The following is a 20,837-nucleotide window of genomic DNA, read 5'->3' as shown; positions in this document are numbered from 1 at the left end:
GAGCTTGCTCCGCTATGTCGGCTCCGGAGCCTGGAGCAGCGGAGCAAGCTCCGCTCTACGGGCGCCGCAGCCGGTGGGCGATTTCTCGCGGCGCGGCCGACGCGCATCGTCGCGTATGCTCCGGCGTCATGCCGCTGGCCCCCATCTTGTTGCCCGATGCCGACCTCGCCTTCGATCCTGCCTGGATCGATCCGGCGCAGGCCGATGCGCTGCTCGCCGCGCTGCTGGCGCAGGTGCCATGGGAAACCCACCGCATCCGCATGTTCGGGCGCACGGTCGACAGCCCGCGGCTGAGCTGCTGGATCGGCGATCCCGGTGCCAGCTACCGTTATTCGGGTACGCGGTTCGAACCGCGGCCCTGGCCGCAGGCGCTCGCGCCGTTGCGCCGGCGCCTGCGGGAGACGGCAGGCGTCGACTTCAACAGCGCGCTGGCGAACCTGTACCGCGACGGCCGCGACCGCATGGGCTGGCATTCGGACGACGAGCCGGAGCTCGGCCCCTGCCCGACGATCGCCTCGATCAGCCTGGGCGCCTCACGGCGTTTCCTGCTCAAGCGTCGCGACGGGTCGGGCGAGCGCCTGGCGCTGGCGTTGCCGCACGGCAGCCTGCTGCTGATGCGCGGCCAGACCCAGCGGCACTACCGGCACGCGCTGCCGCCGACCGCCAGGCCGGTCGGGCCACGGATCAACCTGACCTTCCGCGCGGTCCGGACACGCCAGCGGGCCCCAACTCCCCCGTAGAGCGGAGCTTGCTCCACTGCTTTTTTCGCGAACGCCGCATCGCGGAAAACGACACCTCGTGGGCCACGGAGCCGCGAGCAGCGGAGCAAGCTCCGCTCTACGGCGATGGAGGCGGGCTTAGCGGCTGCAGCCAACCGTGCCGGTCAGGCGTGCCGCCGTCGAACAGGCCGAAGAACAACGCCTGCAGCCGGCGGGTCACCGGCCCCGGCTTGCCGGCGCCGACCTGGCGGCCGTCGACCGATCGGATCGGGGTGATCTCGGCCGCGGTGCCGCACATGAACAACTCGTCGCACAGGTACAGGTACTCGCGCGGCAGGTCGCGCTCGACGACTTCGATACCGTCGGTGCGCGCCAGCGTGACCAGGCTGTGGCGGGTAATGCCGTCGAGCAGCGCGGCGCTGCTGGGCGGGGTGTGCAGCGCGCCGTCGAACACCAGGAAGACGTTCTCGCCGGCGCCCTCGCTGAGCAGCCCGGTCGAGGCCAGGGCGATGCCCTCGCCGAAGCCGAGCCGGCGCGCCTCGCGCGCGACCAGCTGCCCCGACAGGTAGTTGCCGCCGGCCTTGGCGCCGGCGGGGATGGTGTTCGGCGCGAAACGCTGCCAGCTCGACACGCAGGCGTCGATCCCGGTCTCGAGCACGCCCTCGCCCAGGTAGGTGCCCCAGCTCCAGGCGCCGACGGCCACGTCCACCGGCGTTTCCGCCGACAGCCCGAAGCCGCCCAGCCCGCGGAACGCGATCGGCCGCAGGTAGGCGGCATCCAGCCCGTTCTTCGCCAGCACCGCATGGCAGGCGCGCTCGAGCGCGTCGGCCGAGAACGGAATCCCGATCTCGTGGATCTTCGCCGAGGCGAACAGCCGCCGGACGTGGTCGGACAGGCGGAAGATCGCCGGCCCCTGCGGCGTGCGATAGCTGCGGATGCCCTCGAACACCGAAGAGCCGTAGTGCAGCGCGTGCGCCATCACGTGCGTGGTGGCATCGGCCCAGAGCTTGATCGCACCGTTGTGCCAGATCCATTCGGGGTACTGCATGCCATGCCGCCTGCTTGTGGAGACGGCGCATTCTGACAGAACGACGGCCCGCACAAGGCGGGCCGCCGGAAGGCCGGGGAGAGGATCCGGCCTCGAGCAAAGGCAAAACCGTCGACCTAGCGGAAGCCGGCCAGCGTGCCGCGGCGCAGGTTCAGCAGGCGGACGTTGTCGTGGGTGCGGGTGGTCCCCATCGCCGCGCCGCGGTAGGTACGGCCGGGGTTGGACCAGTAGTTGATGCGCGGGCACCCGGCCCGGCAGTCGTACGCCATCACCGTGCGCCAGGACGAGCCCGGATGCAGGTAGCCGTGGCCGTACGGATAGACGGTGTTGTTGGCCGGCGCCTGCGGGTTGTGGTGGGCGCCGAAGTTGTGGCCGATCTCGTGGGCGAAGGTGTAGTAGCCGGTGGCGCAGCCGTAATGCGCCACGCTGAAGGCGGATGCGGCGCTCGAGTTCAGATAGCCGACGCCGCAGGAGGAGCTGTTGTTGACCACCATCACGTTGACGTCCGCGGCGATCCTGTCGCGGGTGGCGTGCCAGCCGTCGAGGTATCCGTCGCCATTGGCCGCGAAGCGGTACAGGTCGGTGCTGAACCCGGCGCTGTTGTAGGCGATGGTGTAGACGCCGGCAAGCCGGAGCGTCACCGCGACGCCGCTGTTGGCGTAGCCCTGGTTGCTTTCGGCCACCGCCAGGTTGGCGAATCCGACGACGTCGCCGATCGCGTTGGCCGCGGAGTTGGCGACCAGCACCCCCACCCGGATCACGGTATTGGCCTTGTCGTCCGCCGCTCCGGCATCCAGGTGCAGCGGCGCGCGTGGGATCGGGTCGTAGTCGTGCGGATGGTCGGGCGGCATCAGCGCCTCGTCGACACGATTGACCATGTGGCCGCCGTTGGCCAGCGGGAGGATCCGGTACAGGCGGCCGCCGACGCGCGCGGTGCCGGTCAGCTTGTCGCCGTTGCGGACGATCAGGACCGAGGCGTGCGGGTCGTCGGCGATTTCCGCGTCGCCGAACAGGCGCAGGCGCGCCTTCGTCGCTTCCAGGTCGCCGATCAGTCCCGACCAGACCAGGGTGCCGTCGGGGTTGCGGTAGGCGACCTGCCGCTCGCTGCGCAGGGTGATGCCGGGTTCGAGTTCGAGCAGCAGCGTTTCGGTGGCTTCCGCGACCTGGGCGGCGTCGGCCCGCACCAGGCGGCTGGCGACGACGGCTCGGTCGGTGCGGGCGGCGGCGAGGACGCGGTCGGCCGTCGCCTGTTTGGCGGCGGTCTCCGGGAGCGGCGAGAACAGCGGGACGGGCTCGGCCGCGATGGTGGCCGTCGGCAGGCCGGCCGCGACGATCAATAACACGGCGCGGAAACCAGAACGGGAACAGGTGGGCATGGCGACTCTCCTTGTGACCGCCGCCGATTGCCGGGGGAAGCTCGGCGCGCGTCGGGGACCGCGGTGGACGAGGGAAGCGATCCCGTCACTCGACGCTACCCCCGCCCTGGCTCGGCCGCCACCGGCAACCTGCGCATCTGTGAAGCAGACCCGCGACCGCCTGTGCGGCCGGTCTAAAACGACCGCCGGCCGCTCGGCGATTCTTGTGGTTCTGGCGGGGAACGACACCCGTCGCCTATGCTTTATGCAGCGCCGGACGGCTTGCCGAGACCTCTATTCAGAGACTGATCCACCAGCAGTCCATGTGCCGGCGCAGGCCGAAGACGGTCCGCATCGGGGCCACGCCGCCGCCGGCGGTTTGCTCGACCCGCAGCGCCACCGGCCGGCGATCGGCGGCCACGCGCATGCCGTCGCCCGGGACCACGGTGGCGCTGATGCCGGCGCGTTCGGTCACCACCACCGGCGTGGCCGGGCGCAACGCGACGATGTCGACCAGCGGCTGCTGCACGATCGCATCGAGCCGGTTCATCAGCCGATAGCCGTTGCCGTTGGACATGCCGGACCAGTGGTAGACGCCGGCGAGGCGGTTGACGTCGCGGCTGTCGATGGCGGTGGTCATCTCGTGAATCAGGTCGTGCAGGTTGCGCGCGCAGCCGCCGCGGTAGGCCTGCGCCGCCTGCGCTGCGGCGTTGCGCGGTGCGCGTTCCACCGCGCCCAGGTCGCTGCACTTGCGGTCCGTGTAGATGGTGCCGCCGTCGGGCGTGGTGCACCGGTTGATCTGCGCCTGCGCCGCCAGCGGTGTCGTGAACCCCGCCGTTGCCAGGCCAAGGACGAGCAGGCAGAGAAGAGGGCGGAAAATCATCGCGTCAGCCTAGCGTCGGTATCGTCGGCCGGGAAGTGGCGACGGGCGCCGGCGCGCATTCAGCCCCGCGGTGCCGGCCTTCGTGGATCGCGGGTCAGGCGCGGCAGCGCTGGCCTTTGTCCGCTTCCACCAGCAATCGCAGCAGGTCCGCGCACATCGCCTCCGGCGGGTCGTCCGTCTGGAACAGCAGTCGCGCTTCGCCGTCCCGGTCGAACACGTAGACGCCGGCGGAGTGGACGACATCGTAGTTGCCATGCGGGTCGGGCCGGCCGTAGCTGTAGGTGGTGCGGTACCGGCGGCCCAGCGCGCGCAACTCCTCCGGCGTCCCGGTCACGCCGATGAAGCCGTCGCCGAAGTGCGCCGCGTAGTCGGCCAGCCGCGCCGGATCGTCCCGCGCCGGGTCCACCGAGACGAAGACGACCTGCACCTGTTCCGACAGCGGCGCCGGGAGCCGCCGCTTCGCCTCCGCCAGCCGCGCCAGGGTGGTCGGGCAGACGTCCGAGCAGGACATGAAACCGAATGTCAGCAGCGTGGTGCGGTCGCGCACGTCGGCCTGCGTGAACGGCATGCCGCGAGGCGTACCGGACAGCCGCAATTCCAGCGGTGGCAGCAGGCCTCCAACGCTGCGGGTCGCCCACGGTGGACCATCGTTGCAGGCGGCGAGGGCAAGCAGTGCCAGCAGCAGGGGCATGCATCGCGATCGCATGGTTTGCAGGATGTCCATGGTCATGGTGCGGGCGCGGGATCGGGCAGCGCCGGTTCCGCATCGCCGGTCCGCCCGAGCCGCCGGGCGAGCAGGACCAGCACGCCGGCCATGCTCATCATCACCGGTGGCAGCCACGTCAGCAGGCCGCCGATGTGCTGGTCGTCGAGCGCAGTGATCGCCAGTGCGCGGCCGCAGACGTCGTAGACGTCGAACAGCGGCCGCTCGGCCAGCGCGATCGATGCGCCCAGCAGCACCTGCGGCGGGATGATGGCGATCAGCAGGAGCAGCTTGCCGCCGAGCGTCAGGCGCGGCGTCGCCCCGTCGCGTTCGTCGGCGAACACCAGCCACCAGAACAGCAGGCCGTCGAGCGCCATGCTCCAGTTCATCAGCCAGTACAGGCGCTGGTCGAGCATCGCCGCGAAGTGCACCGGCGGGATCAGCCAGAACGCGATCAGCCCGACGAACAGCGTCGCCGCCAGCCAGGGCGTCTGCAGCAGGCGATAGCCGCGGCGCAGCGTGCGCGCCAGCCGCGGGGCGCGGGCGTCGACGGAACGCCACGCCGGCACCGCCGCAGCCAGCACTGCCGCCGGCGCCGACGCCGCGATCAGGAAAGGCGCCAGGTGATGCAGCACCAGGTGCTGGCCGCGATGGGCGAAGAACAGATAGCGCGCGTAGTAGTCCAGGCGTGTCTGCATCACCAGGTACATGAGCCCGATCCCGGCGACGAACGCGGCGATGCGCCAGGGCGCCGGCGCGGCGCCGCGCGCGAGGCCGAGCGCATAGAGCAGCATCGCGCCGCCGCAGGCCGCCAGGGTGAGCGGCGAGGCCTCCCATGGCAGCAGCAGGTCGGCGAAACGGCTCATGCGGTCGGGACGGGCTCGATAGGGGACTGGCCGGACAGACCCACGGGGCGCCCGGTCGGCATGCGCATGCACCCGATGGATCATCCTTCGCAGGGTGTGGAGCCGGCGTCGTCACCGTACCGCGCCGAGCAATGCCCCCGTAGAACCGAGCTTGCTCGGCTGCACTTCGGACCGGCGCCGCGGGCGGCAGCGGAGCAAGCTCCGCTCTACGGGCGCGGCGTGGAGCGGCGTACCCGTCGTGGAGCCGAGCTCGCTCGGCTGCGCCTCAGGCCAGCCGCGACAGCAGCGTCTGCGTGGGTCTGGCGAGGTTGAGGGTGTAGATGTGCAGCCCCGGCGCGCCGCCCTCCAGCAGCCGCCGGCACAGCGCGGCGACGATGTCGGCCCCGAACTCGCGCACCGCCTCGGCATCGTCGCCGTAGGCCTGCATGCGCTTGGCCATCCAGCGCGGGATCTCCGCGCCGCACGCCTCGGAGAAGCGCCGCAGCTGCGAGAAGTTGGAGACCGGCATGATGCCGGGCACGATCGGTACCGCGATGCCGGCCTTGCGCGCCGCGTCGACGAAATGGAAGTACGCGTCGGCGTTGTAGAAGTACTGCGTGATCGCCGCGTCCGCGCCCGCGTCCACCTTGGCCTTGAAGTGGCGCAAGTCGGCCAATGCATCGTCGGCCTGTGGATGGGTCTCCGGGTAGCACGCCACCTCGATGGTGAACGTGTCGCCGAACTCGCCGCGGATGAAGCTCACCAGGTCGGAGGCGTAGCGCAGGTCGCCCGGATGGCCCATCCCGGACGGCAGGTCCCCGCGCAGCGCCACGATGCGCCGGCAGCCGAGGTCGCGATAGCGTTCCAGCAGCGCACGGATCTCCTCGCGGGTGCCGCCCACGCACGACAGGTGCGGTGCCGCGGCGAAGCCATGCACTTCGTGCAGCCGGCGGACCGTCTCGGGCGTGTAGCTCAGGGTCGAGCCGCCCGCGCCGAAGGTGCAGGACACGTACTCGGGCGCGTGCGACGCCAGCTTGCGCGCGGTGCGGTCCAGCTGCGCGCGCTGCTCGTCGGTCTTGGGCGGGTAGAACTCGAAGCTGATCGGGGTCATCGCGGCAGGCGGGTCGGGTCCGTTCGCATGGTATCGCTTTATCGCGATGGATGTGAAATCGATCCGCCATCGGGTGCTTGTTGCGCGGTGTGCGGGAGGGGATGGCCGGTGCGGCGGGTAAGCCCCTCTCCTTCCGGGAGAGCGGTGGGGGTCCGGCGAAGTCGCGATGGGCGTTGAAATGTCTCCTAGCCGCATCGCGAGCAAGCAGTACACTGACCGCTGGCCTGGCGCTCTCGTGACCGAGGGTTGAGTGTGCGGCCGACGGATCATGCAAGCCGAACCCGCTTCGCGGGTTGGCTTGGCTCAGGCGATAGACGCCACGGAGACATCATGACGCTCAAGCGCATGGACAACATCGGCATCGTGGTAGAAGACCTCGACGCCGCCATTGGGTTCTTCATCGAACTTGGCCTCGAGCTCGAGGGGCGCGCCCCGATCGAGGGGGAGTGGGCCGATGGCGTCACCGGATTGCGTGACATGCGCGTCGAGATCGCCATGATGCGTACGCCGGACGGCCACAGCCGGCTCGAGCTGTCCCGGTTCCTCGCGCCGCCGGTGGTCGCCGACCACCGCAATGCCCCGGTGAACGCGCTCGGCTACCTGCGGGTCATGTTCACCGTGGAGGACATCGACGATACGCTCGCCCGCCTGGGCCAACGCGGCGCGGAGCTCGTCGGCGAAGTGGTCCGGTACGGAGACACGTATCGGCTCTGCTATATCCGGGGCCCCGAAGGGATTCTCATCGGACTCGCCCAAGAGCTCGGGTAGCAGACTTCCCGATGGGCCTTTCTCGCACGTAGGGAGGAGACGAGCCGTGAAAGAAGTCATGAGTGATGGGCTTGGAGCGCCCAGGGTGGTCGACCGGCGCACCTTCCAGGCGGAGCTGGACACGCTACGGGCACGAGAGAAGGCCCACACCAGGGAGGGCGACGCCATCGCGGCCGACCGCCGGCGGCTCCCGATGGTCGAGGTGGATGGCGCCACGCAACTGATCGGCGAGCGTGGCGCGGTGACGCTGTTGGATGCCTTCGAGGGTCGCCGGCAGCTCATCGCCTACTACTTCATGTGGCTCACCGGCCGTCCGGCGGCCGAGCAGTGCGAGGGGTGCACCCTCTATACATCGCAAGTCCGCGAGCTTTCCTTCCTGCACTCGCGTGACGTCACCTACGCCGTGTTCTGCCAAGGCCCCTACGAAGAGAGCGCCCGGTACCGCGACTTCATGGGCTGGGAGATGCCTTGGTATTCTGCCCAGGACTCGCTCGACACCCTGCTTGTCGGGCGCCAGGCAGGCATGATGCATATCGTTTGCTACCTGCGACAAGGCTCCAAGGTGTTCGAGACCTATTGGACGACCAGGCGCGGTGTCGAGACCATGGGCAACAGCTACGCTTTGCTCGACCTGGCGGTTTACGGGCGGCAGGAGGCGTCGGAGGCGTCGCCGGCCGGCTGGCCGCAGTGGAAAGGCGAGCATCCTTACCGCATCGACGAACGCCCCATCGTCCAGTGGCCTCGCGTGAAGGCCGGGTATTCCGACGACCTGGGAACCGGCAGGCGTTGAAGCGCGGGAGGCAGACCATGGCACAGCAGTGCATCAAGACCGCTACCGCATCCGACGAAGCATCGCTGATCGCCGTGGTCGCGTTGGCATTCGGCACGGATCCCGCGGCGCGTTGGACCTGGCCCGATCCACAGCAGTACCTCCGGCATTTCCCCGGCTTCGTCAAGGCGCTCGGAGGCAAGGCGTTTGCCCACGACAGCGCCTACTACGCCGACGGCTACGCAGGCGCGGCCATGTGGCTACCGCCCGGGGTCAGCCCCGACGAAGAGGTGCTGGTCGATCTGCTGCAGCGCACCGGGCACGCACCCGTCCAGAAGGATCTCTCTGCGGTCTTCGAGCAGATGGCGCGCTACCACCCGCAGGAGCCGCATTGGTTCCTGCCGTTCATCGGGGTCGATCCGGTTCAACAGGGCAAAGGGTGCGGCGCGGCGCTGATGCAACACGCCCTTGTCCCGTGCGACCGCGACCGTTCGCTGGCCTATCTCGAATCCAGCAACCCCAAGAATATCCCGCTCTACGAACGGTACGGGTTCGAGTTGCTGGGCACGGTCCAGGTGGGGACGTCGCCGCCGATCTTCCCGATGCTCCGCAAACCGCGCTGACGGCACGGCGCCAGGCCCCGGTGCCAGGATTGCCGGTCTTCACCGGCCGGGCGGCGTGCCGCGCCCGTAAGCGCGACGCTGGCCGGATCTGGCATAGTCCCGGCTGACGGCGGGCAGTCCGGACCGAGGCGCCAATGAACTCTCGCTTCGACTTCAAAGCAGTTGCATATGGCTTCGGCACCTTCGTTGGCGGCTGCCTGCTCGTCAGCATGCTCACTACGGCCGCATTGAGCCCCGACACCTCCTCGCTGGATGGGCCGGCATGGGCGCTCGTTCACTTGGGTGGCTATCTGGTGCCGGTCGCTGCCGGCTATGTCGCCGCCTACAGCGCGTCGCATGGACGTATCTTGCATGGCGCCGTCGGCGGCGCTCTAGGGGTTGTGCTGCTCCTGGCGCCCGCCGCCTTTGCCCCTGATTATCCTGCTTCCGGCATACCTTTCGTGATCGCGATCTATGCGCTGCTGGCGTGGCTTGGAGCTATCGCCGGCAACCATCATCGCAACAAGGCCGGTGGGTGAATCCAACCGCCGAGTGCGACCGCCGCCAGTCGCCGTAGACATTGCCGCGGATCCGGTGCTCACGGGCTTCTTGGTCGCTGTCGATTTCGTGGCGACGAACGCAGGTGGTGTCGGCGACATATCGCCGGGTGGCCGGGCGATCGACGGGATCGCCAGCTCACCAGGGATCCTGGCAAACAGGAGAACGGCGTTGCCCGCCGATACCGGAAGCGACCGGCGCAGCCGGTGTCGAATTTCCGACACCCGGTTCGTCGAATGGATGTCGCACCCGCTCACAACCATCACGTAGGAGACACCCATGAAGATCACCGTAGAGACGCTCGTCAGGGCCCAGCCGGACGAGGTCTGGGCGGCCTGGAACGATCCGGAAGCCATCAAGCAGTGGAATGCGCCGCAGGACGACTGGCACACGACCGAGAGCGCCGTCGATCTGCGCGAAGGCGGCAAGTTCCGGGCGCGCATGGAGGCGAAGGACGGCAGCGTGGGCTTCGACTTCGAGGGCACCTACACCCGCGTCGTGCCGAACCAGGCCATCGAGTACCGGATGAGCGACGGCCGCGAGGTCGAGGTCGAGTTCGTCGAGCGCCCCGAGGGCGTGCTGGTGAAGGAGACGTTCGACGCGGAGAGCGAGAATCCGCACGAGATGCAGCGGCTGGGGTGGCAGGCGATCCTGGACAACTTCGGCCGGTACGTGGAAGCCAAGGGCTGAGCCGGAAAGGGCTGGCCGTCCGGCGTCGCGCTGGATTGTTCAGGGATACCGCAAACTGGGTCCAGGCTTGCGCTGGGACGACGGTGAACGGATCGTCAGCATTCGGGACGAAGACTGCTCCAGTCCGTGGAGGACGATGAGCGTCAAGTCTCCATCTACCATGACCGCAAGGATCGAGATGACTTCTTTCGCACTCATCATCCAGCACAAGACGCAACCCGGGCGCCGGGACGAGGTCCGGAAAGTATGGGAGCGGCACATGGCGCCGGCCGTGTCGGCCAATCCCGGCCATACCGCCTATTTCTATTGCTTCGACAACGCGGATCCGGACGCCATCTACGCGTTCCAGCAATACGCGAGCGCCGAGGCGTCGCAGGCGTTCCTGGAGACGGAGAGCTATGCCGAGTACCTGAAGGAGGTGGAGCCGCTGCTTTCCGGGCCTCCGCAGGTGACGGCGCTGACGCCGGTATGGTCGAAGGGCGCCTAGCGGCTCGAACGACACGACGCCGATCAAGGCCAGACGACTTCTGTGGCCGCGAACGAAGAACGGGCGCCTCTCGGCGCCCGTTCTGGTTTGCAGCGGATGATCGATTCGCCGGTCAGTACCGGTAGTGCTCCGACTTGAACGGGCCGTCCACCGGCACGCCGAGGTACTCGGCCTGCTCCTGGGTGAGCTTGGTCAGCTTCACGCCGATCTTGTCCAGGTGCAGGCGGGCGACTTCCTCGTCCAGCCGCTTGGGCAGGATGTAGACCTTGGGTTCGTACTGGTCCTTGTTGGCCCACAGGTCGATCTGCGCCAGCGTCTGGTTGGAGAATGAGTTCGACATCACGAAGCTGGGGTGGCCGGTCGCGCAGCCCAGGTTCACCAGGCGGCCCTCGGCCAGCAGGAAGATCGCATTGCCGTTCGCGAACACGAACTTGTCCACCTGCGGCTTGATGTTGATCTTCTCCACGCCGTCCAGCGCCTTCAGCGCGTCCACCTGGATCTCGTTGTCGAAGTGGCCGATGTTGCAGACGATGGCCTGGTCCTTCATCGCCTGCATGTGCTGCACGGTGATGATGTCCTTGTTGCCGGTGGTGGTGACGTAGATGTCGGCGCGGCCCAGGGTGTCCTCGATGGTGGTGACCTCGAAGCCCTCCATCGCCGCCTGCAGGGCGCAGATCGGGTCGATCTCGGTGACGATCACGCGGGCGCCGTAGGCGCGCAGGCTGTGCGCCGATCCCTTGCCCACGTCGCCGTAGCCGCAGACCACGGCCACCTTGCCGGCCAGCATCACGTCCATGGCGCGCTTGAGGCCGTCGGCCAGCGACTCGCGGCAGCCGTACAGGTTGTCGAACTTGCTCTTGGTGACCGAGTCGTTGACGTTGATCGCCGGCACCAGCAGCTTGCCCTGTTCGGCCAGCTGGTAGAGGCGGTGCACGCCGGTGGTGGTCTCCTCGGACACGCCCTTCCAGTCCTTGACCACGGTGGTCCAGAAGCCGGGGCGCTCCTGGGCGACGCGCTTGAGCAGGTCCTTGATCACCTGCTCCTCGTGGCTGGACGAGGCCGATTCCACCCAATTGGAGCCCTGCTCGAGTTCAAAGCCCTTGTGGATCAGCAGGGTGACGTCGCCGCCGTCGTCCACGACCAGCTGCGGGCCGAGGAAGCCGCCCTTGCCGTCGGGGAAGCTCAGCGCGTCGAGCGTGCAGTCCCAGTATTCCTCCAGGGTCTCGCCCTTCCAGGCGAACACCGGGGTGCCGGTGGCGGCGATGGCCGCGGCGGCGTGGTCCTGGGTGGAGAAGATGTTGCACGAGGCCCAGCGCACGTCGGCGCCGATGTCCTTCAGGGTCTCGATCAGCACCGCGGTCTGGATGGTCATGTGCAGCGAGCCGGTCACGCGCACGCCCTCGAGCGGGGCGTCGGCGGCGTGCTTGCGGCGGATGGACATCAGGCCCGGCATCTCGTGCTCGGCGATGTCGATCTCCTTGCGGCCCCAGTCGGCCAGGGAGATGTCGGCGATGCGGTAGTCGCCGCTGGATGGGGTGTTGGCGGCTGGCTTGGCGACAGCGTTCATGGGTTCTGCTCCGGTTCGTGGCCCCTGCCGCGTGCGGTGGGGCGGGTGAAGGCAACCGGGCGCCGTTGTTGCGTGGAACCCGTCGAGCCTGGCCGTGCGCCTGTTGCGGAATGATCGCGGATCAGCAAATGGCACGGTCGCAGCGCCCCTCGACAGGGTCAACCATTGTATCGCCATCCTGCGAAGGGAAGATGACCGGGCGGCCGCCGGGCGCCGGCGCGGGCGCCGACGTGCGCGCGCCCCTCGGGTCATCCCTAGTGCCGGGGCGGCGGGCGCGGGCGTACAGTCCTGGGTATCACCGGTCCACGGAATCGAGGGTACTTCGATGGCTTTCACGATCGATGGCGGTGGCGGCGGCCCCGTCTACCAGCCGCAGAACCAGCCGCAGTCCTACACCGTCGGCGCCAACGAGTCGCTGCACAGCATCGCCGAGCGCTTCGGCGTCACCTCGCAGGCGATCCGCGAGGCGAACCCGCAGATCTTCAGCCCGACGGATCCGGGCGAGGCGAAGTTCCGGTCGATGGAAGCGCAGATGCAGAACGGCGGCGGCACGTTGCTGCAGGGCGACGAGCTGACCATCCCGGCCGCGCCGATGAGCGTGACCGAGGGCGACCCGATCACCGGCGGGCCGTCCTATCCGTCCACCGACGTGAAGGTCGGCATCGAGGGCGAGGGCGGCAGCGGCCAGACCGGCAGCCTCACCTGGGAGCCGAGCGAAGGCAAGGTGACCCTGACCGAAGGCCAGAAGGTGGAGACGCCTGATGTCGGCGACGGCGTGCAGCTGACGGCGCGCCGCGACACCGCCGTCGCTTACGGGCAGAAGAACGACAACGGCAATACCCAGTTCACGGTCGAGATGCAGACCAGCGTCTCGGCCAGCGGCTCGGTCGACGCGGGCGGCCGCAAGGGCGGGTTCGAGGCCGAGGTCGGTGCCGGCACCGGCTTCAAGAGCAGCTACCAGGTGACGCTGCCCGGCGAAAATCAATCGGTGGAGGCGGCGGTCCAGGTCAACCCGTTCGATCCGACCACCATTCCGGTGGGCGGCCAGGTGACGATGAACAGCGAGGTCTTCGCCGAGACGTCGCTGGCCGGCTCGTTCCGCCACATCGGCACCGAGACCAAGGTGCAGGAAGGGCAGGGCACCAGCTACATCGTCGAGCGCACCGACGAGAACACCGTGCGCGTGATGATGGGGCCGACCGAGTCGGTGCAGGCCTTCAACGGCGTGGGCCTGCGCGCCGGCTCCGACCTGTCGGTGATGGTGGGGCGCCAGGACAGCCTGGCCGGCTCCACCCTGCGCACCGCCGACTTCGACCTGTCCACGGCGGATGGGCAGGCGGCCTATGCCCATTTCACGGCCACCGGCCAGGTGGCGCACGAGACTGCCGGCGTCGACAACGTGGCTACGGTCGAGCGCCTCGACTACTCCTCGCAGTCGCAGCTGCGTGCCAAGGTCGGTCCGCTGAGCGTGGAGCTGGGCGGCGCGCAGAACACCGGCAGCGTGGTGCAGACCACCTATCCGGACGGCTCCTTCGCCCTGACCACCGACCTGGGCTATAGCGGCAACGTGCCGCTGCAGATCAACCAGCGCTTCGACGCCGAGGGCACCGAGCTGCTGGGCGAGCGCAGCTACCAGTTCGAAGTGGCGGTGGACGACAACAACGTGCAGCTGCTCAATGCGGCGCTGACGGGCAGTGTCGAGGGTAGCGGCCCGGTCGAGGCCGGCGAGACTGCCACCCTGACCTTCAGCGAGGATCAGATCCAGGCGCTGATCGGCCAGACCGAGGATGCGGTCGACACCTACGAGATCGGCGGCACCGAGCTGCGGATCCTGGTGGAGGACTACAGCGGCAACCGTGGCACCGAACCGATGGACTTCGCCATCTCCATGGCCCGCAACCTCAACAGCGATCCCTACGGTTTCGCGGAGCGGCTGTTCTCGATCTCCACCGCCGCCGACGGCGACATCCGCGACGGCTACGAGCGGATCGACGCCGGCGTCGAGTCGTCCTGACGCCGTCTGCCGGTTGCTCGGTGCGGAATGTCATGCGAAGGGGCCGCCCGTGCGGCCCCTTCGTCGTTGGAGCAACGAACGGGCGCTCGGGTGCGGCCGCTTCAGTGGGTGCGATGGCAGTCGCGGATCCGTGTCGCGACTTCCGTCGCTCCCACACGAAGCAGGCCCACTGTACGCTTCCTTCACCCTTGTCCACCGAAGAACATGGCAGCGTCGCGATCGCTTTTTGCGGGAGCGACGGAAGTCGCGACGCCGCGGCAATCGCCGAAGGCCACCGGGCAGGTCGGATTTCGGCAGCGGCCCCGGTCGCGAGGCGGGCGGACGTCAGTCGGCGACCAGTTCCACGAAACCCAGCAGTTCTCCCGCAGGGGGTTGGATGCGCAGCACGCGCAACTGCGCGTCGCCGGTGTCGAGCGTGTCGCCGACGCGCAGCGTCCGTGTTTCCACTGCGTCCGAGGACAGCCGCGAACGGGCCTGGCCAAGCGGCCAGCGTTCGACGATGGCCGTATCGGGGGCGATGTCGATGGCGGCGATCCAGCCGCCGCCGGTGCGGAGCCGTCCCTGCTGGAGCAGGACCGGGTGGCCGGCGTCCGGCGGTGCGATGCCGCCGGCGTCGGCCACCGGTTGCAGTTGCACCGTGGCGCGTGTCCCCCCGGCGGCGGGGACGATCGCGCCGACCTGCACGAAGCGTCCGCCCACGGGCAGCACCGCGCCGCTGGCGAGCGTGACGTCCGGGTCGCCGGACGGGGCGTCGATGAAGCTGAGTTGCGCGCGCGGCGCGCCGCCATCCACGAAGACGTTGCTCAGCCCCAGCGCCGCTTCGCCGTTTCTCCAGGGGATGCCCTGGGTCAGTTCGATCACATCGCTCATCTCGGGTGTCCGCCGGTCGGGTTGCGGCTGCGCGGCCTGCAGTGCCTGCGCCGCGGCCAGGCATGCGCCCGCGAGCAGGAGGAGGGTGGATCGCGTCATGCGTCGCATGCGCCCGGTTCCGGTGTGGCAGCCGTGGCTACCATCGCCGCTGGGCGAGGCCGCGTCAATCGCGCGGCACGTTCGAGATCGACAGGAAGATCTGCTGCGCTTCGGAATAGGGCAGGGTCACGTCGCCGCTGCCCCAGGGGTTGCGCAGCTCGACCATCTGCACGCCGTCCTGCACGAAGACGTCGCTCACCGAGTAGGTGTGCCAGCCGACCACGTTGTGCTCCTGCGCCAACTGCGCTGCCTCGCCCTCGAAGGTTTCCGGCGCCAGGAAGGTGATTGCGTCGCCGTCCTCGAAGCGTGCTTGCAGGTCCCCGAAGCCGAGATCGCCCGGAGCGCGCGAATCGGCCGACTCGCCGGTGAGCGCGGACAGCGCAGCGGCGGGGCTGCCGCCGGCCTCGAACCCGCCGTAACCGCCGGTCAGTTGCGCGTAGGCCTTCTCGATCAGTTGTGGCCAGATCTCCTGCGCGCCGTCGGCGACATCGCCGGAGCCCTGCGCGGCGCTCTCCGGGAACTCGGCGGTCACGGTGATCTGCACTTCTTCCCAGCCGGAGCCGATCCCGAACAGGCCGCCCTCGTCGTACTGGTGCAGGGTGACGGTGTAGGTGCCGTCGCCGTTGTCCCGGATCATCTCCTCGATGGCCCCGGGATCCTGCTCGGCCACCGCCGACATCGCCGCGACCAGGAAGCAATTGTTCATCTGGCCCTGGCGCACGTCGTTGGGCGCGACTGCGTGGGAGTCGCCCGTGCCCTGGGCGAAGGGCGTGGTCTCGCCCTCGATCGGCCTGCACTCGCCGTCGTCGCAGGGATTCTTGACTTTGCCCGCCGTGGCGGCCGCGTCAGGCAGCCGCACGGGAGATGCCCAGGAAACCTGGTCTAGCGACATGGCGAATGCCTCCGGTGACGGTAACCGGGACGACTCTAGCGACCGGCATCTGCGCCGGACAAGCTGGGGTTGGCCCTATCCGAGGCGGGACGACCCGCCCCGGATCTACAGCCAGTCCGGATCCGGCAGCGTCCGCAACGCGGTACGCAGGCTGTCGTTCCACTGCCGGCGGATCTCGCCGTAGTAGGGGTCGTCTTCCTCCAGCCGGCACTGCACGTCCACGCGCAGGGCGTCGCGACGGTAGGCCAGCAGGTCGATCGGCGCGCCGACCGAGACGTTGGAGCGGATGGTCGAGTCGAACGACACCAGCACGCACTTGGCGGCCTCGGACAGCGACGTCTGCGGGGTGATCCCGCGGTCGAGGATCGGCCGGCCGAACTTGGTCTCGCCGGTCTGGAAGAACGGCGTGTCGGCCAGGCTCTCGATGAAGTTGCCTTCCGAATACACCAGGAACAGGCGCGGGCTCTCGCCGGCGATCTGCCCGCCGAGGATGAACGAGGCGTTCGGGTCGATGTTGCTGCTGCGCAGGTAGGACTCGTCGCGGGCGCGGATCTCGCGCATCGCGTCGCCGACCAGGGTGGCGACCTCGAACATCGATTTCGCGTTCATCAGCCCCGACTGCGCGGCGTCGTGCGTGGCGCGGTGATCGAGCAGGTTCAGCGCGTTCTGGGTGACCGAGAGGTTGCCCGCCGACAGGGTGACGATGACGCGCTCGCCGTCGTTGGCGAAGACGCGCATCTTGCCGAAACGGCCGATGTCGTCGACGCCGGCGTTGGTGCGCGAGTCGGAGGCGAAGATCAGCCCCTGTTCCAGGTTGAGTCCGACACAGTAGGTCATCGCGACAGGGTATCCGTCCGGATGTGCGGGTGGCGCGAGAAGATAGCCGGCAACGGCCCCGACGGGAAGCGGTTCACGTCGCCGCCTGCGTTTGCGACTGCGTCTGGCTGGCGTCCAGCGAGACCATGAACTGGCGGTGGATCTCGTCACCGAGCGCGCTCAGGCGCGCCATGGTGTCCTGCAGGTACGGCTCCAGGCCGTCGCCGATCACCTCGTCGATCAGCGCATAGCGCGACTGCGCCGACAGCGCACCGGCCAGGCGCACCGCCTCCATGCGCTCGCCGCCGGCCATCGTCTGCAGCACGTCGAGCAGGGTGCCGACGCAGGTCTGCAGCGAGCGCGGGTTCTCCGGCCGCAGCAGCATCAGCTCGGTCACGCAGCGCGGGATCACCGACTCGCGGTACAGCCGGCGGTACATCTCGAACGCCGACAGCGACTGCAGCAGCGCGCTCCACTGGAAGTATTCGACCGCGTCGCGGGCCTCGCCGGTCTCCGGCAGGTCGGCCTCGCTGCCGATCACGTCGAGCAGCCGCACCGCCCAGTCGGCGCGCTCGATGAACGCGCCCAGCTGCAGGAAGTGGTAGCCCTCGCCACGGCCGAGGGTGCCGATGGTGACGCCGCGAAACGAGGCCGAGCGCCCCTTCACCCATTCCAGCAGGCTGCTCACCCCCTCGCTGCGGACCCGAGGCCAGCCGAGGGTGCGGAACTCGAGCCAGGAGGTGTTGAGGTCCTCGTACATCTCCGAGGTGATCGCGACCCGCTGCGCGCGCGCCTGCTCGCGCGCGTCGCGGAAGCAGCGGTAGACCGAGGACGGGTTGTCCGGCGACAGCAGCAGGTGGCGGAGCACGGTCTCGGCGTCGATGGCGCCGTGCCGCTGCGCGAACCCGTCGGCGATGCCGAGCGCGTCCAGCGCCCGTCGCCATGGCGCGGCCTCGGCCTTGCCGCGGTCCAGGCGCTCGGGGAGCATGGCGATGCGCAGGGTCACGTCGACCAGGCGCGCGGTGTTCTCGGCGCGCTCGATGTTGCGCGCCACCCAGTACAGGTCGCTGGCGGTGCGGCACAGCATTATTCCGGTCCCTCCAGCACCCAGGTGTCCTTGGTGCCGCCGCCCTGCGACGAGTTCACCACCAGCGAGCCTTCGCGCAGCGCCACCCGGGTCAGCCCACCGGGCACCACGTGGATGCGCTGGCCGCTGAGGATGTACGGGCGCAGGTCGATATGGCGCGGCGCCAGCCCGCTCTCGACGAAGGTGGGGCAGGTCGACAGCGACAGCGTCGGCTGCGCGATGTAGTTGCCCGGCCTGGCGACGATCTGCTCGCGGAAGGCGGCGATCTCGGCGCGGCTGGCGGCCGGCCCCACCAGCATGCCGTAGCCGCCGGCGCCGTGGACTTCCTTGACTACCAACTCGTCGAGACGCTCGAGCGCGTACTGCAGGTCGTCCGGGTTGCGCAGCATGCGGGTGGGCACGTTGTGCAGGATCGGCTCCTCGCTGAGATAGAAGCGGATCATCTCCGGCACGTAGGGGTAGACCGACTTGTCGTCGGCCACGCCTGTGCCCGGGGCGTTGGCCAGGGTGACGTTGCCGGCGCGATAGGCGGCGAACAGGCCCGGCACGCCGAGCAGCGAGTCGGGCCGGAACACGGTCGGGTCCAGGAAATCGTCGTTGACGCGGCGGTAGATCACGTGCACCCGCTGCGGCCCGCGGGTGGTGCGCATGTAGACCATGTCGTCGCGCACGAACAGGTCCGCGCCCTCCACCAGTTCCACGCCCATCTGCTGGGCGAGGAAGGCGTGCTCGAAGTAGGCGGAGTTCGCCGCGCCCGGCGTGAGCACCGCGGCGATCGGGTTGTCGATGTTGGCCGGCGCGGCCTGGCGCAGGATCCCCAGCAGCGCGTCGGGATAGCGCTCCACCGGCGCGATCTGCTGGCTGGCGAACAGCTCCGGGATCAGCCGCGCCATCATGCGCCGGTTCTCCAGCATGTAGGACACGCCGGACGCCACCCGCAGGTTGTCCTCGAGCACGTAGTACTCGCCGTCGCCGGCGCGTACCAGGTCGATGCCGGAGATGTGCGCGTAGACGTCGCCGGGCACCCGCAGCCCCTGCATCTCGCGGCGGTACTCGCTGTTGTCGAGCACCAGCTCGGGCGGGATGCGCCGTTCGCGCAGGATGCGCTGCTCGCCGTAGACGTCGCCGAGGAACAGGTTGAGCGCGTGCACGCGCTGGCGCAGGCCGGCCTCGAGCATGCGCCATTCGGGCGCCGGCAGGATCCGCGGCACCAGGTCGAACGGGATCAGGCGCTCGTTGCCGGTCTCCTCGCCGTAGACCGAGAAGGTGATGCCGACGCGGTGGAAGGAGATCTCTGCCTGGCGCCGCTTGTGCGCGATCTGCTCGTCGGGGGTGTTGCGCAGCCAGTCGTCGAACGCGCGGTAGTGCGGACGGACGTTGCCGCCGGCGTCGTGCATCTCGTCGAAGTGGGGCTGCATCCGTGGGCCTGTATCGCGCGACGCCTCAGACATACCATGAACCAGGCAACGTGCAAAGCGCACGGCGGCACCGGCCGTCGTCGCCCGGAACGCCGGAGGCCGCTTGCGCGGCCCCCGGGCGACAACGGCCGTGCGGCGGACTACTTCAGCTTGGCGGCCTTGCGCAGCTCCTCGGCGCGGTCGGTCTTCTCCCAGGAGAAGGCGGTCGCGGTCTGCTTCTTGCCGGCGCCGTCGACGTAGCTCACTTCCTTCGGCTTGCGGCCGAAGTGGCCGTAGGCGGCGGTGGCGCGGTACACCGGGTGGATCAGGTCGAGCATCTTGACGATGCCGTAGGGGCGCAGGTCGAAGTGCGCGCGGATCAGCTTCTCGATGCGGTCGTCGCTGATGTGGCCGGTGCCGAAGGTGGTGACCGAGATCGAGGTCGGCTCGGCCACGCCGATGGCGTAGCTCACCTGCACCTCGCACTTGTCGGCCAGGCCGGCGGCGACCGCGTTCTTGGCGACGTAGCGCGCGGCGTAGGCGGCGGAGCGGTCGACCTTGGACGGGTCCTTGCCGGAGAACGCGCCGCCGCCGTGGCGGGCCATGCCGCCGTAGGTGTCGACGATGATCTTGCGCCCGGTCAGGCCGCAGTCGCCCACCGGGCCGCCGATCTCGAACATGCCGGTGGGATTGATGTGCAGCTTCTTCTTCGACAGCCCGTCCAGCCATTTCTTCGGCAGCACCGGCTTGAGCACGTGCTCGCGTACCGCCTCGATCAGGTCCTTCTGGCGGACGCCCGGGTCGTGCTGGGTCGACAGCACCACCGCGTCCAGGCCGACGATGCGGTTCTCGTTGTCGTAGCGCAGGGTCACCTGGCTCTTGGCGTCGGGGCGCAGCCACGGCAGCGGCGAGTTCTTCTTCTTGCGCACCTTGCCTTGTTGCTCGACCAGGCGGTGGGCGTAGTAGATCGGCGCCGGCATGTACTCGGGGGCCTCGTTGCAGGCGTAGCCGAACATCAGGCCCTGGTCGCCCGCGCCCTGTTCCTCCGGCTTCTTGCGATCCACGCCCTGGGCGATGTGCAGCGATTGCTTGCCGATCAGGTTGAGCACGCCGCAGGTCTCGCCGTCGAAGCCGACCTGCGAGCTGTCGTAGCCGATGTCGGTGATGACCTTGCGCACCAGCGCCTCCAGGTCCACCCATGCCGAGGTCGTCACCTCGCCGGCGACGATCGCGACACCGGTCTTGACCATCGTCTCGCAGGCCACGCGGGCGCGCTTGTCCTGGGCGAGGATGGCGTCGAGCACCGCGTCGGAGATCTGGTCGGCGACCTTGTCCGGATGGCCTTCGGAGACCGATTCGGAGGTGAAGAGATAGCTGGACATCGTCACGGGCTCCTGGAGGGACGCATCCCTTGATTCGGATGAAAAGATGGCCGGGCATGATACCGCAGCCGCCGGCGCGTGCGCAGGTGGACCGCTGCCGGGGCACGAGGCACCTGGCTCACTCTATTCCCTCCTACAGGGCAACGGGCATGCCGGTACACCTGAAGGCCCGGGG

At 69.0% G+C, this 20,837-nt stretch carries 21 protein-coding genes and 1 riboswitch; of the genes, 8 read left to right on the top strand and 13 right to left on the bottom strand.

Annotation, left to right across the window (positions count from 1 at the left end):
- The first annotated feature begins 128 nt into the window (after nt 1–128).
- Entirely contained in the window at nt 129–740 is a 612-nt protein-coding gene (locus tag U3649_RS17990) for an alpha-ketoglutarate-dependent dioxygenase AlkB family protein (RefSeq protein ID WP_407352659.1), read from the top strand.
- Nucleotides 741–837: 97 nt separating this feature from the next.
- On the opposite strand, the gene U3649_RS17985 is transcribed toward U3649_RS17990, so the two are convergent.
- The 6 genes from U3649_RS17985 to metF all read right to left on the bottom strand — a co-directional run bounded on the left by U3649_RS17985 (nt 838) and on the right by metF (nt 6,664).
- Entirely contained in the window at nt 838–1,767 is a 930-nt protein-coding gene (locus U3649_RS17985; protein ID WP_407352658.1) for a branched-chain amino acid transaminase, read from the bottom strand.
- 116 nt (nt 1,768–1,883) lie between these two features.
- Complete coding sequence (locus U3649_RS17980) at nt 1,884–3,143, bottom strand: M12 family metallo-peptidase (protein WP_407352657.1); 1,260 nt, start codon at nt 3,141–3,143, stop codon at nt 1,884–1,886.
- 277 nt (nt 3,144–3,420) lie between these two features.
- The gene (locus tag U3649_RS17975; protein ID WP_407352656.1) at nt 3,421–4,005 is read right to left on the bottom strand and encodes a hypothetical protein; all 585 of its coding nucleotides are present in this window, start codon (nt 4,003–4,005) and stop codon (nt 3,421–3,423) included.
- 94 nt (nt 4,006–4,099) lie between these two features.
- Nucleotides 4,100–4,696 carry an SCO family protein gene (locus U3649_RS17970; RefSeq protein ID WP_407352655.1) on the bottom strand — a complete coding sequence of 199 codons (597 nt, stop codon included), beginning with the start codon at nt 4,694–4,696 and terminating at the stop codon, nt 4,100–4,102.
- Nucleotides 4,697–4,731: 35 nt separating this feature from the next.
- The gene (locus U3649_RS17965; protein WP_407352654.1) at nt 4,732–5,574 is read right to left on the bottom strand and encodes a cytochrome c oxidase assembly protein; all 843 of its coding nucleotides are present in this window, start codon (nt 5,572–5,574) and stop codon (nt 4,732–4,734) included.
- A gap of 265 nt (nt 5,575–5,839) precedes the next feature.
- Nucleotides 5,840–6,664 carry a methylenetetrahydrofolate reductase [NAD(P)H] gene (metF, locus tag U3649_RS17960; RefSeq protein ID WP_407352653.1) on the bottom strand — a complete coding sequence of 275 codons (825 nt, stop codon included), beginning with the start codon at nt 6,662–6,664 and terminating at the stop codon, nt 5,840–5,842.
- A gap of 330 nt (nt 6,665–6,994) precedes the next feature.
- Between metF and U3649_RS17955 the strand changes: the two genes are divergently transcribed.
- From U3649_RS17955 to U3649_RS17930, 6 genes are all read left to right on the top strand, one after another.
- Nucleotides 6,995–7,432, top strand: a complete 438-nt coding sequence (locus tag U3649_RS17955; protein ID WP_407352652.1) for a VOC family protein — start codon at nt 6,995–6,997, stop codon at nt 7,430–7,432.
- A gap of 46 nt (nt 7,433–7,478) precedes the next feature.
- Nucleotides 7,479–8,222 carry a DUF899 family protein gene (locus U3649_RS17950; RefSeq protein ID WP_407352651.1) on the top strand — a complete coding sequence of 248 codons (744 nt, stop codon included), beginning with the start codon at nt 7,479–7,481 and terminating at the stop codon, nt 8,220–8,222.
- 17 nt (nt 8,223–8,239) lie between these two features.
- Nucleotides 8,240–8,824 carry a GNAT family N-acetyltransferase gene (locus tag U3649_RS17945; RefSeq protein WP_407352650.1) on the top strand — a complete coding sequence of 195 codons (585 nt, stop codon included), beginning with the start codon at nt 8,240–8,242 and terminating at the stop codon, nt 8,822–8,824.
- Between the two features lie 134 nt (nt 8,825–8,958).
- Nucleotides 8,959–9,342 carry a hypothetical protein gene (locus U3649_RS17940; protein ID WP_407352649.1) on the top strand — a complete coding sequence of 128 codons (384 nt, stop codon included), beginning with the start codon at nt 8,959–8,961 and terminating at the stop codon, nt 9,340–9,342.
- Between the two features lie 298 nt (nt 9,343–9,640).
- Nucleotides 9,641–10,051 (top strand): SRPBCC family protein, encoded by a 411-nt coding sequence (locus tag U3649_RS17935; RefSeq protein ID WP_407352648.1) that lies wholly within the window; start codon nt 9,641–9,643, stop codon nt 10,049–10,051.
- Between the two features lie 178 nt (nt 10,052–10,229).
- Nucleotides 10,230–10,538 (top strand): putative quinol monooxygenase, encoded by a 309-nt coding sequence (locus U3649_RS17930; RefSeq protein ID WP_407352647.1) that lies wholly within the window; start codon nt 10,230–10,232, stop codon nt 10,536–10,538.
- A 112-nt stretch (nt 10,539–10,650) separates the two neighbouring features.
- Here U3649_RS17930 and ahcY read toward each other — a convergent pair whose 3' ends face one another.
- Nucleotides 10,651–12,105, bottom strand: coding sequence for an adenosylhomocysteinase (ahcY, locus tag U3649_RS17925; RefSeq protein WP_407352646.1), 1,455 nt, complete (start codon nt 12,103–12,105; stop codon nt 10,651–10,653).
- Nucleotides 12,106–12,155: 50 nt separating this feature from the next.
- Nucleotides 12,156–12,262, bottom strand: a riboswitch (S-adenosyl-L-homocysteine riboswitch).
- A 168-nt stretch (nt 12,263–12,430) separates the two neighbouring features.
- On the opposite strand from ahcY, the gene U3649_RS17920 reads away from it, so the two are divergent.
- Nucleotides 12,431–14,119, top strand: a complete 1,689-nt coding sequence (locus U3649_RS17920; protein ID WP_407352645.1) for a LysM peptidoglycan-binding domain-containing protein — start codon at nt 12,431–12,433, stop codon at nt 14,117–14,119.
- Nucleotides 14,120–14,443: 324 nt separating this feature from the next.
- On the opposite strand, the gene U3649_RS17915 is transcribed toward U3649_RS17920, so the two are convergent.
- The 6 genes from U3649_RS17915 to metK form a co-directional block, all read right to left on the bottom strand.
- Nucleotides 14,444–15,088, bottom strand: coding sequence for a hypothetical protein (locus tag U3649_RS17915; protein WP_407352644.1), 645 nt, complete (start codon nt 15,086–15,088; stop codon nt 14,444–14,446).
- A 64-nt stretch (nt 15,089–15,152) separates the two neighbouring features.
- Entirely contained in the window at nt 15,153–15,980 is an 828-nt protein-coding gene (locus U3649_RS17910; protein ID WP_407352643.1) for a C2 family cysteine protease, read from the bottom strand.
- A 105-nt stretch (nt 15,981–16,085) separates the two neighbouring features.
- Nucleotides 16,086–16,817, bottom strand: a complete 732-nt coding sequence (locus U3649_RS17905) for a peptidase (RefSeq protein WP_407352642.1) — start codon at nt 16,815–16,817, stop codon at nt 16,086–16,088.
- A gap of 73 nt (nt 16,818–16,890) precedes the next feature.
- Complete coding sequence (locus U3649_RS17900; protein ID WP_407352641.1) at nt 16,891–17,883, bottom strand: alpha-E domain-containing protein; 993 nt, start codon at nt 17,881–17,883, stop codon at nt 16,891–16,893.
- Nucleotides 17,883–19,301 (bottom strand): circularly permuted type 2 ATP-grasp protein, encoded by a 1,419-nt coding sequence (locus U3649_RS17895; protein WP_407352640.1) that lies wholly within the window; start codon nt 19,299–19,301, stop codon nt 17,883–17,885. The genes U3649_RS17900 and U3649_RS17895 overlap by 1 nt, the downstream gene beginning before the upstream one ends.
- A gap of 140 nt (nt 19,302–19,441) precedes the next feature.
- Entirely contained in the window at nt 19,442–20,662 is a 1,221-nt protein-coding gene (metK, locus tag U3649_RS17890) for a methionine adenosyltransferase (protein ID WP_407352639.1), read from the bottom strand.
- Between the last annotated feature and the right edge of the window lie 175 nt (nt 20,663–20,837).

The organism is Luteimonas sp. R10, assembly GCF_045689605.1.
Lineage (GTDB): Bacteria > Pseudomonadota > Gammaproteobacteria > Xanthomonadales > Xanthomonadaceae > Luteimonas.
The sequence above is the reverse complement of the archived record's forward strand: the minus strand, read 5'-3'. Positions and strand labels throughout refer to the sequence as shown.

Bases quoted from the DNA above. Each gene is read 5' to 3' on its own strand.
- U3649_RS17990 (WP_407352659.1), top strand. From the start codon at position 129: ATGCCGCTGGCCCCCATCTTGTTGCCCGATGCCGACCTCGCCTTCGAT.
- U3649_RS17985 (WP_407352658.1), bottom strand. From the start codon at position 1,767: ATGCAGTACCCCGAATGGATCTGGCACAACGGTGCGATCAAGCTCTGG.
- U3649_RS17980 (WP_407352657.1), bottom strand. From the start codon at position 3,143: ATGCCCACCTGTTCCCGTTCTGGTTTCCGCGCCGTGTTATTGATCGTC.
- U3649_RS17975 (WP_407352656.1), bottom strand. From the start codon at position 4,005: ATGATTTTCCGCCCTCTTCTCTGCCTGCTCGTCCTTGGCCTGGCAACG.
- U3649_RS17970 (WP_407352655.1), bottom strand. From the start codon at position 4,696: ATGCCCCTGCTGCTGGCACTGCTTGCCCTCGCCGCCTGCAACGATGGT.
- U3649_RS17965 (WP_407352654.1), bottom strand. From the start codon at position 5,574: ATGAGCCGTTTCGCCGACCTGCTGCTGCCATGGGAGGCCTCGCCGCTC.
- metF (WP_407352653.1), bottom strand. From the start codon at position 6,664: ATGACCCCGATCAGCTTCGAGTTCTACCCGCCCAAGACCGACGAGCAG.
- U3649_RS17955 (WP_407352652.1), top strand. From the start codon at position 6,995: ATGACGCTCAAGCGCATGGACAACATCGGCATCGTGGTAGAAGACCTC.
- U3649_RS17945 (WP_407352650.1), top strand. From the start codon at position 8,240: ATGGCACAGCAGTGCATCAAGACCGCTACCGCATCCGACGAAGCATCG.
- U3649_RS17940 (WP_407352649.1), top strand. From the start codon at position 8,959: ATGAACTCTCGCTTCGACTTCAAAGCAGTTGCATATGGCTTCGGCACC.
- U3649_RS17935 (WP_407352648.1), top strand. From the start codon at position 9,641: ATGAAGATCACCGTAGAGACGCTCGTCAGGGCCCAGCCGGACGAGGTC.
- U3649_RS17930 (WP_407352647.1), top strand. From the start codon at position 10,230: ATGACTTCTTTCGCACTCATCATCCAGCACAAGACGCAACCCGGGCGC.
- ahcY (WP_407352646.1), bottom strand. From the start codon at position 12,105: ATGAACGCTGTCGCCAAGCCAGCCGCCAACACCCCATCCAGCGGCGAC.
- U3649_RS17920 (WP_407352645.1), top strand. From the start codon at position 12,431: ATGGCTTTCACGATCGATGGCGGTGGCGGCGGCCCCGTCTACCAGCCG.
- U3649_RS17915 (WP_407352644.1), bottom strand. From the start codon at position 15,088: ATGACGCGATCCACCCTCCTCCTGCTCGCGGGCGCATGCCTGGCCGCG.
- U3649_RS17910 (WP_407352643.1), bottom strand. From the start codon at position 15,980: ATGTCGCTAGACCAGGTTTCCTGGGCATCTCCCGTGCGGCTGCCTGAC.
- U3649_RS17905 (WP_407352642.1), bottom strand. From the start codon at position 16,817: ATGACCTACTGTGTCGGACTCAACCTGGAACAGGGGCTGATCTTCGCC.
- U3649_RS17900 (WP_407352641.1), bottom strand. From the start codon at position 17,883: ATGCTGTGCCGCACCGCCAGCGACCTGTACTGGGTGGCGCGCAACATC.
- U3649_RS17895 (WP_407352640.1), bottom strand. From the start codon at position 19,301: ATGCAGCCCCACTTCGACGAGATGCACGACGCCGGCGGCAACGTCCGT.
- metK (WP_407352639.1), bottom strand. From the start codon at position 20,662: ATGTCCAGCTATCTCTTCACCTCCGAATCGGTCTCCGAAGGCCATCCG.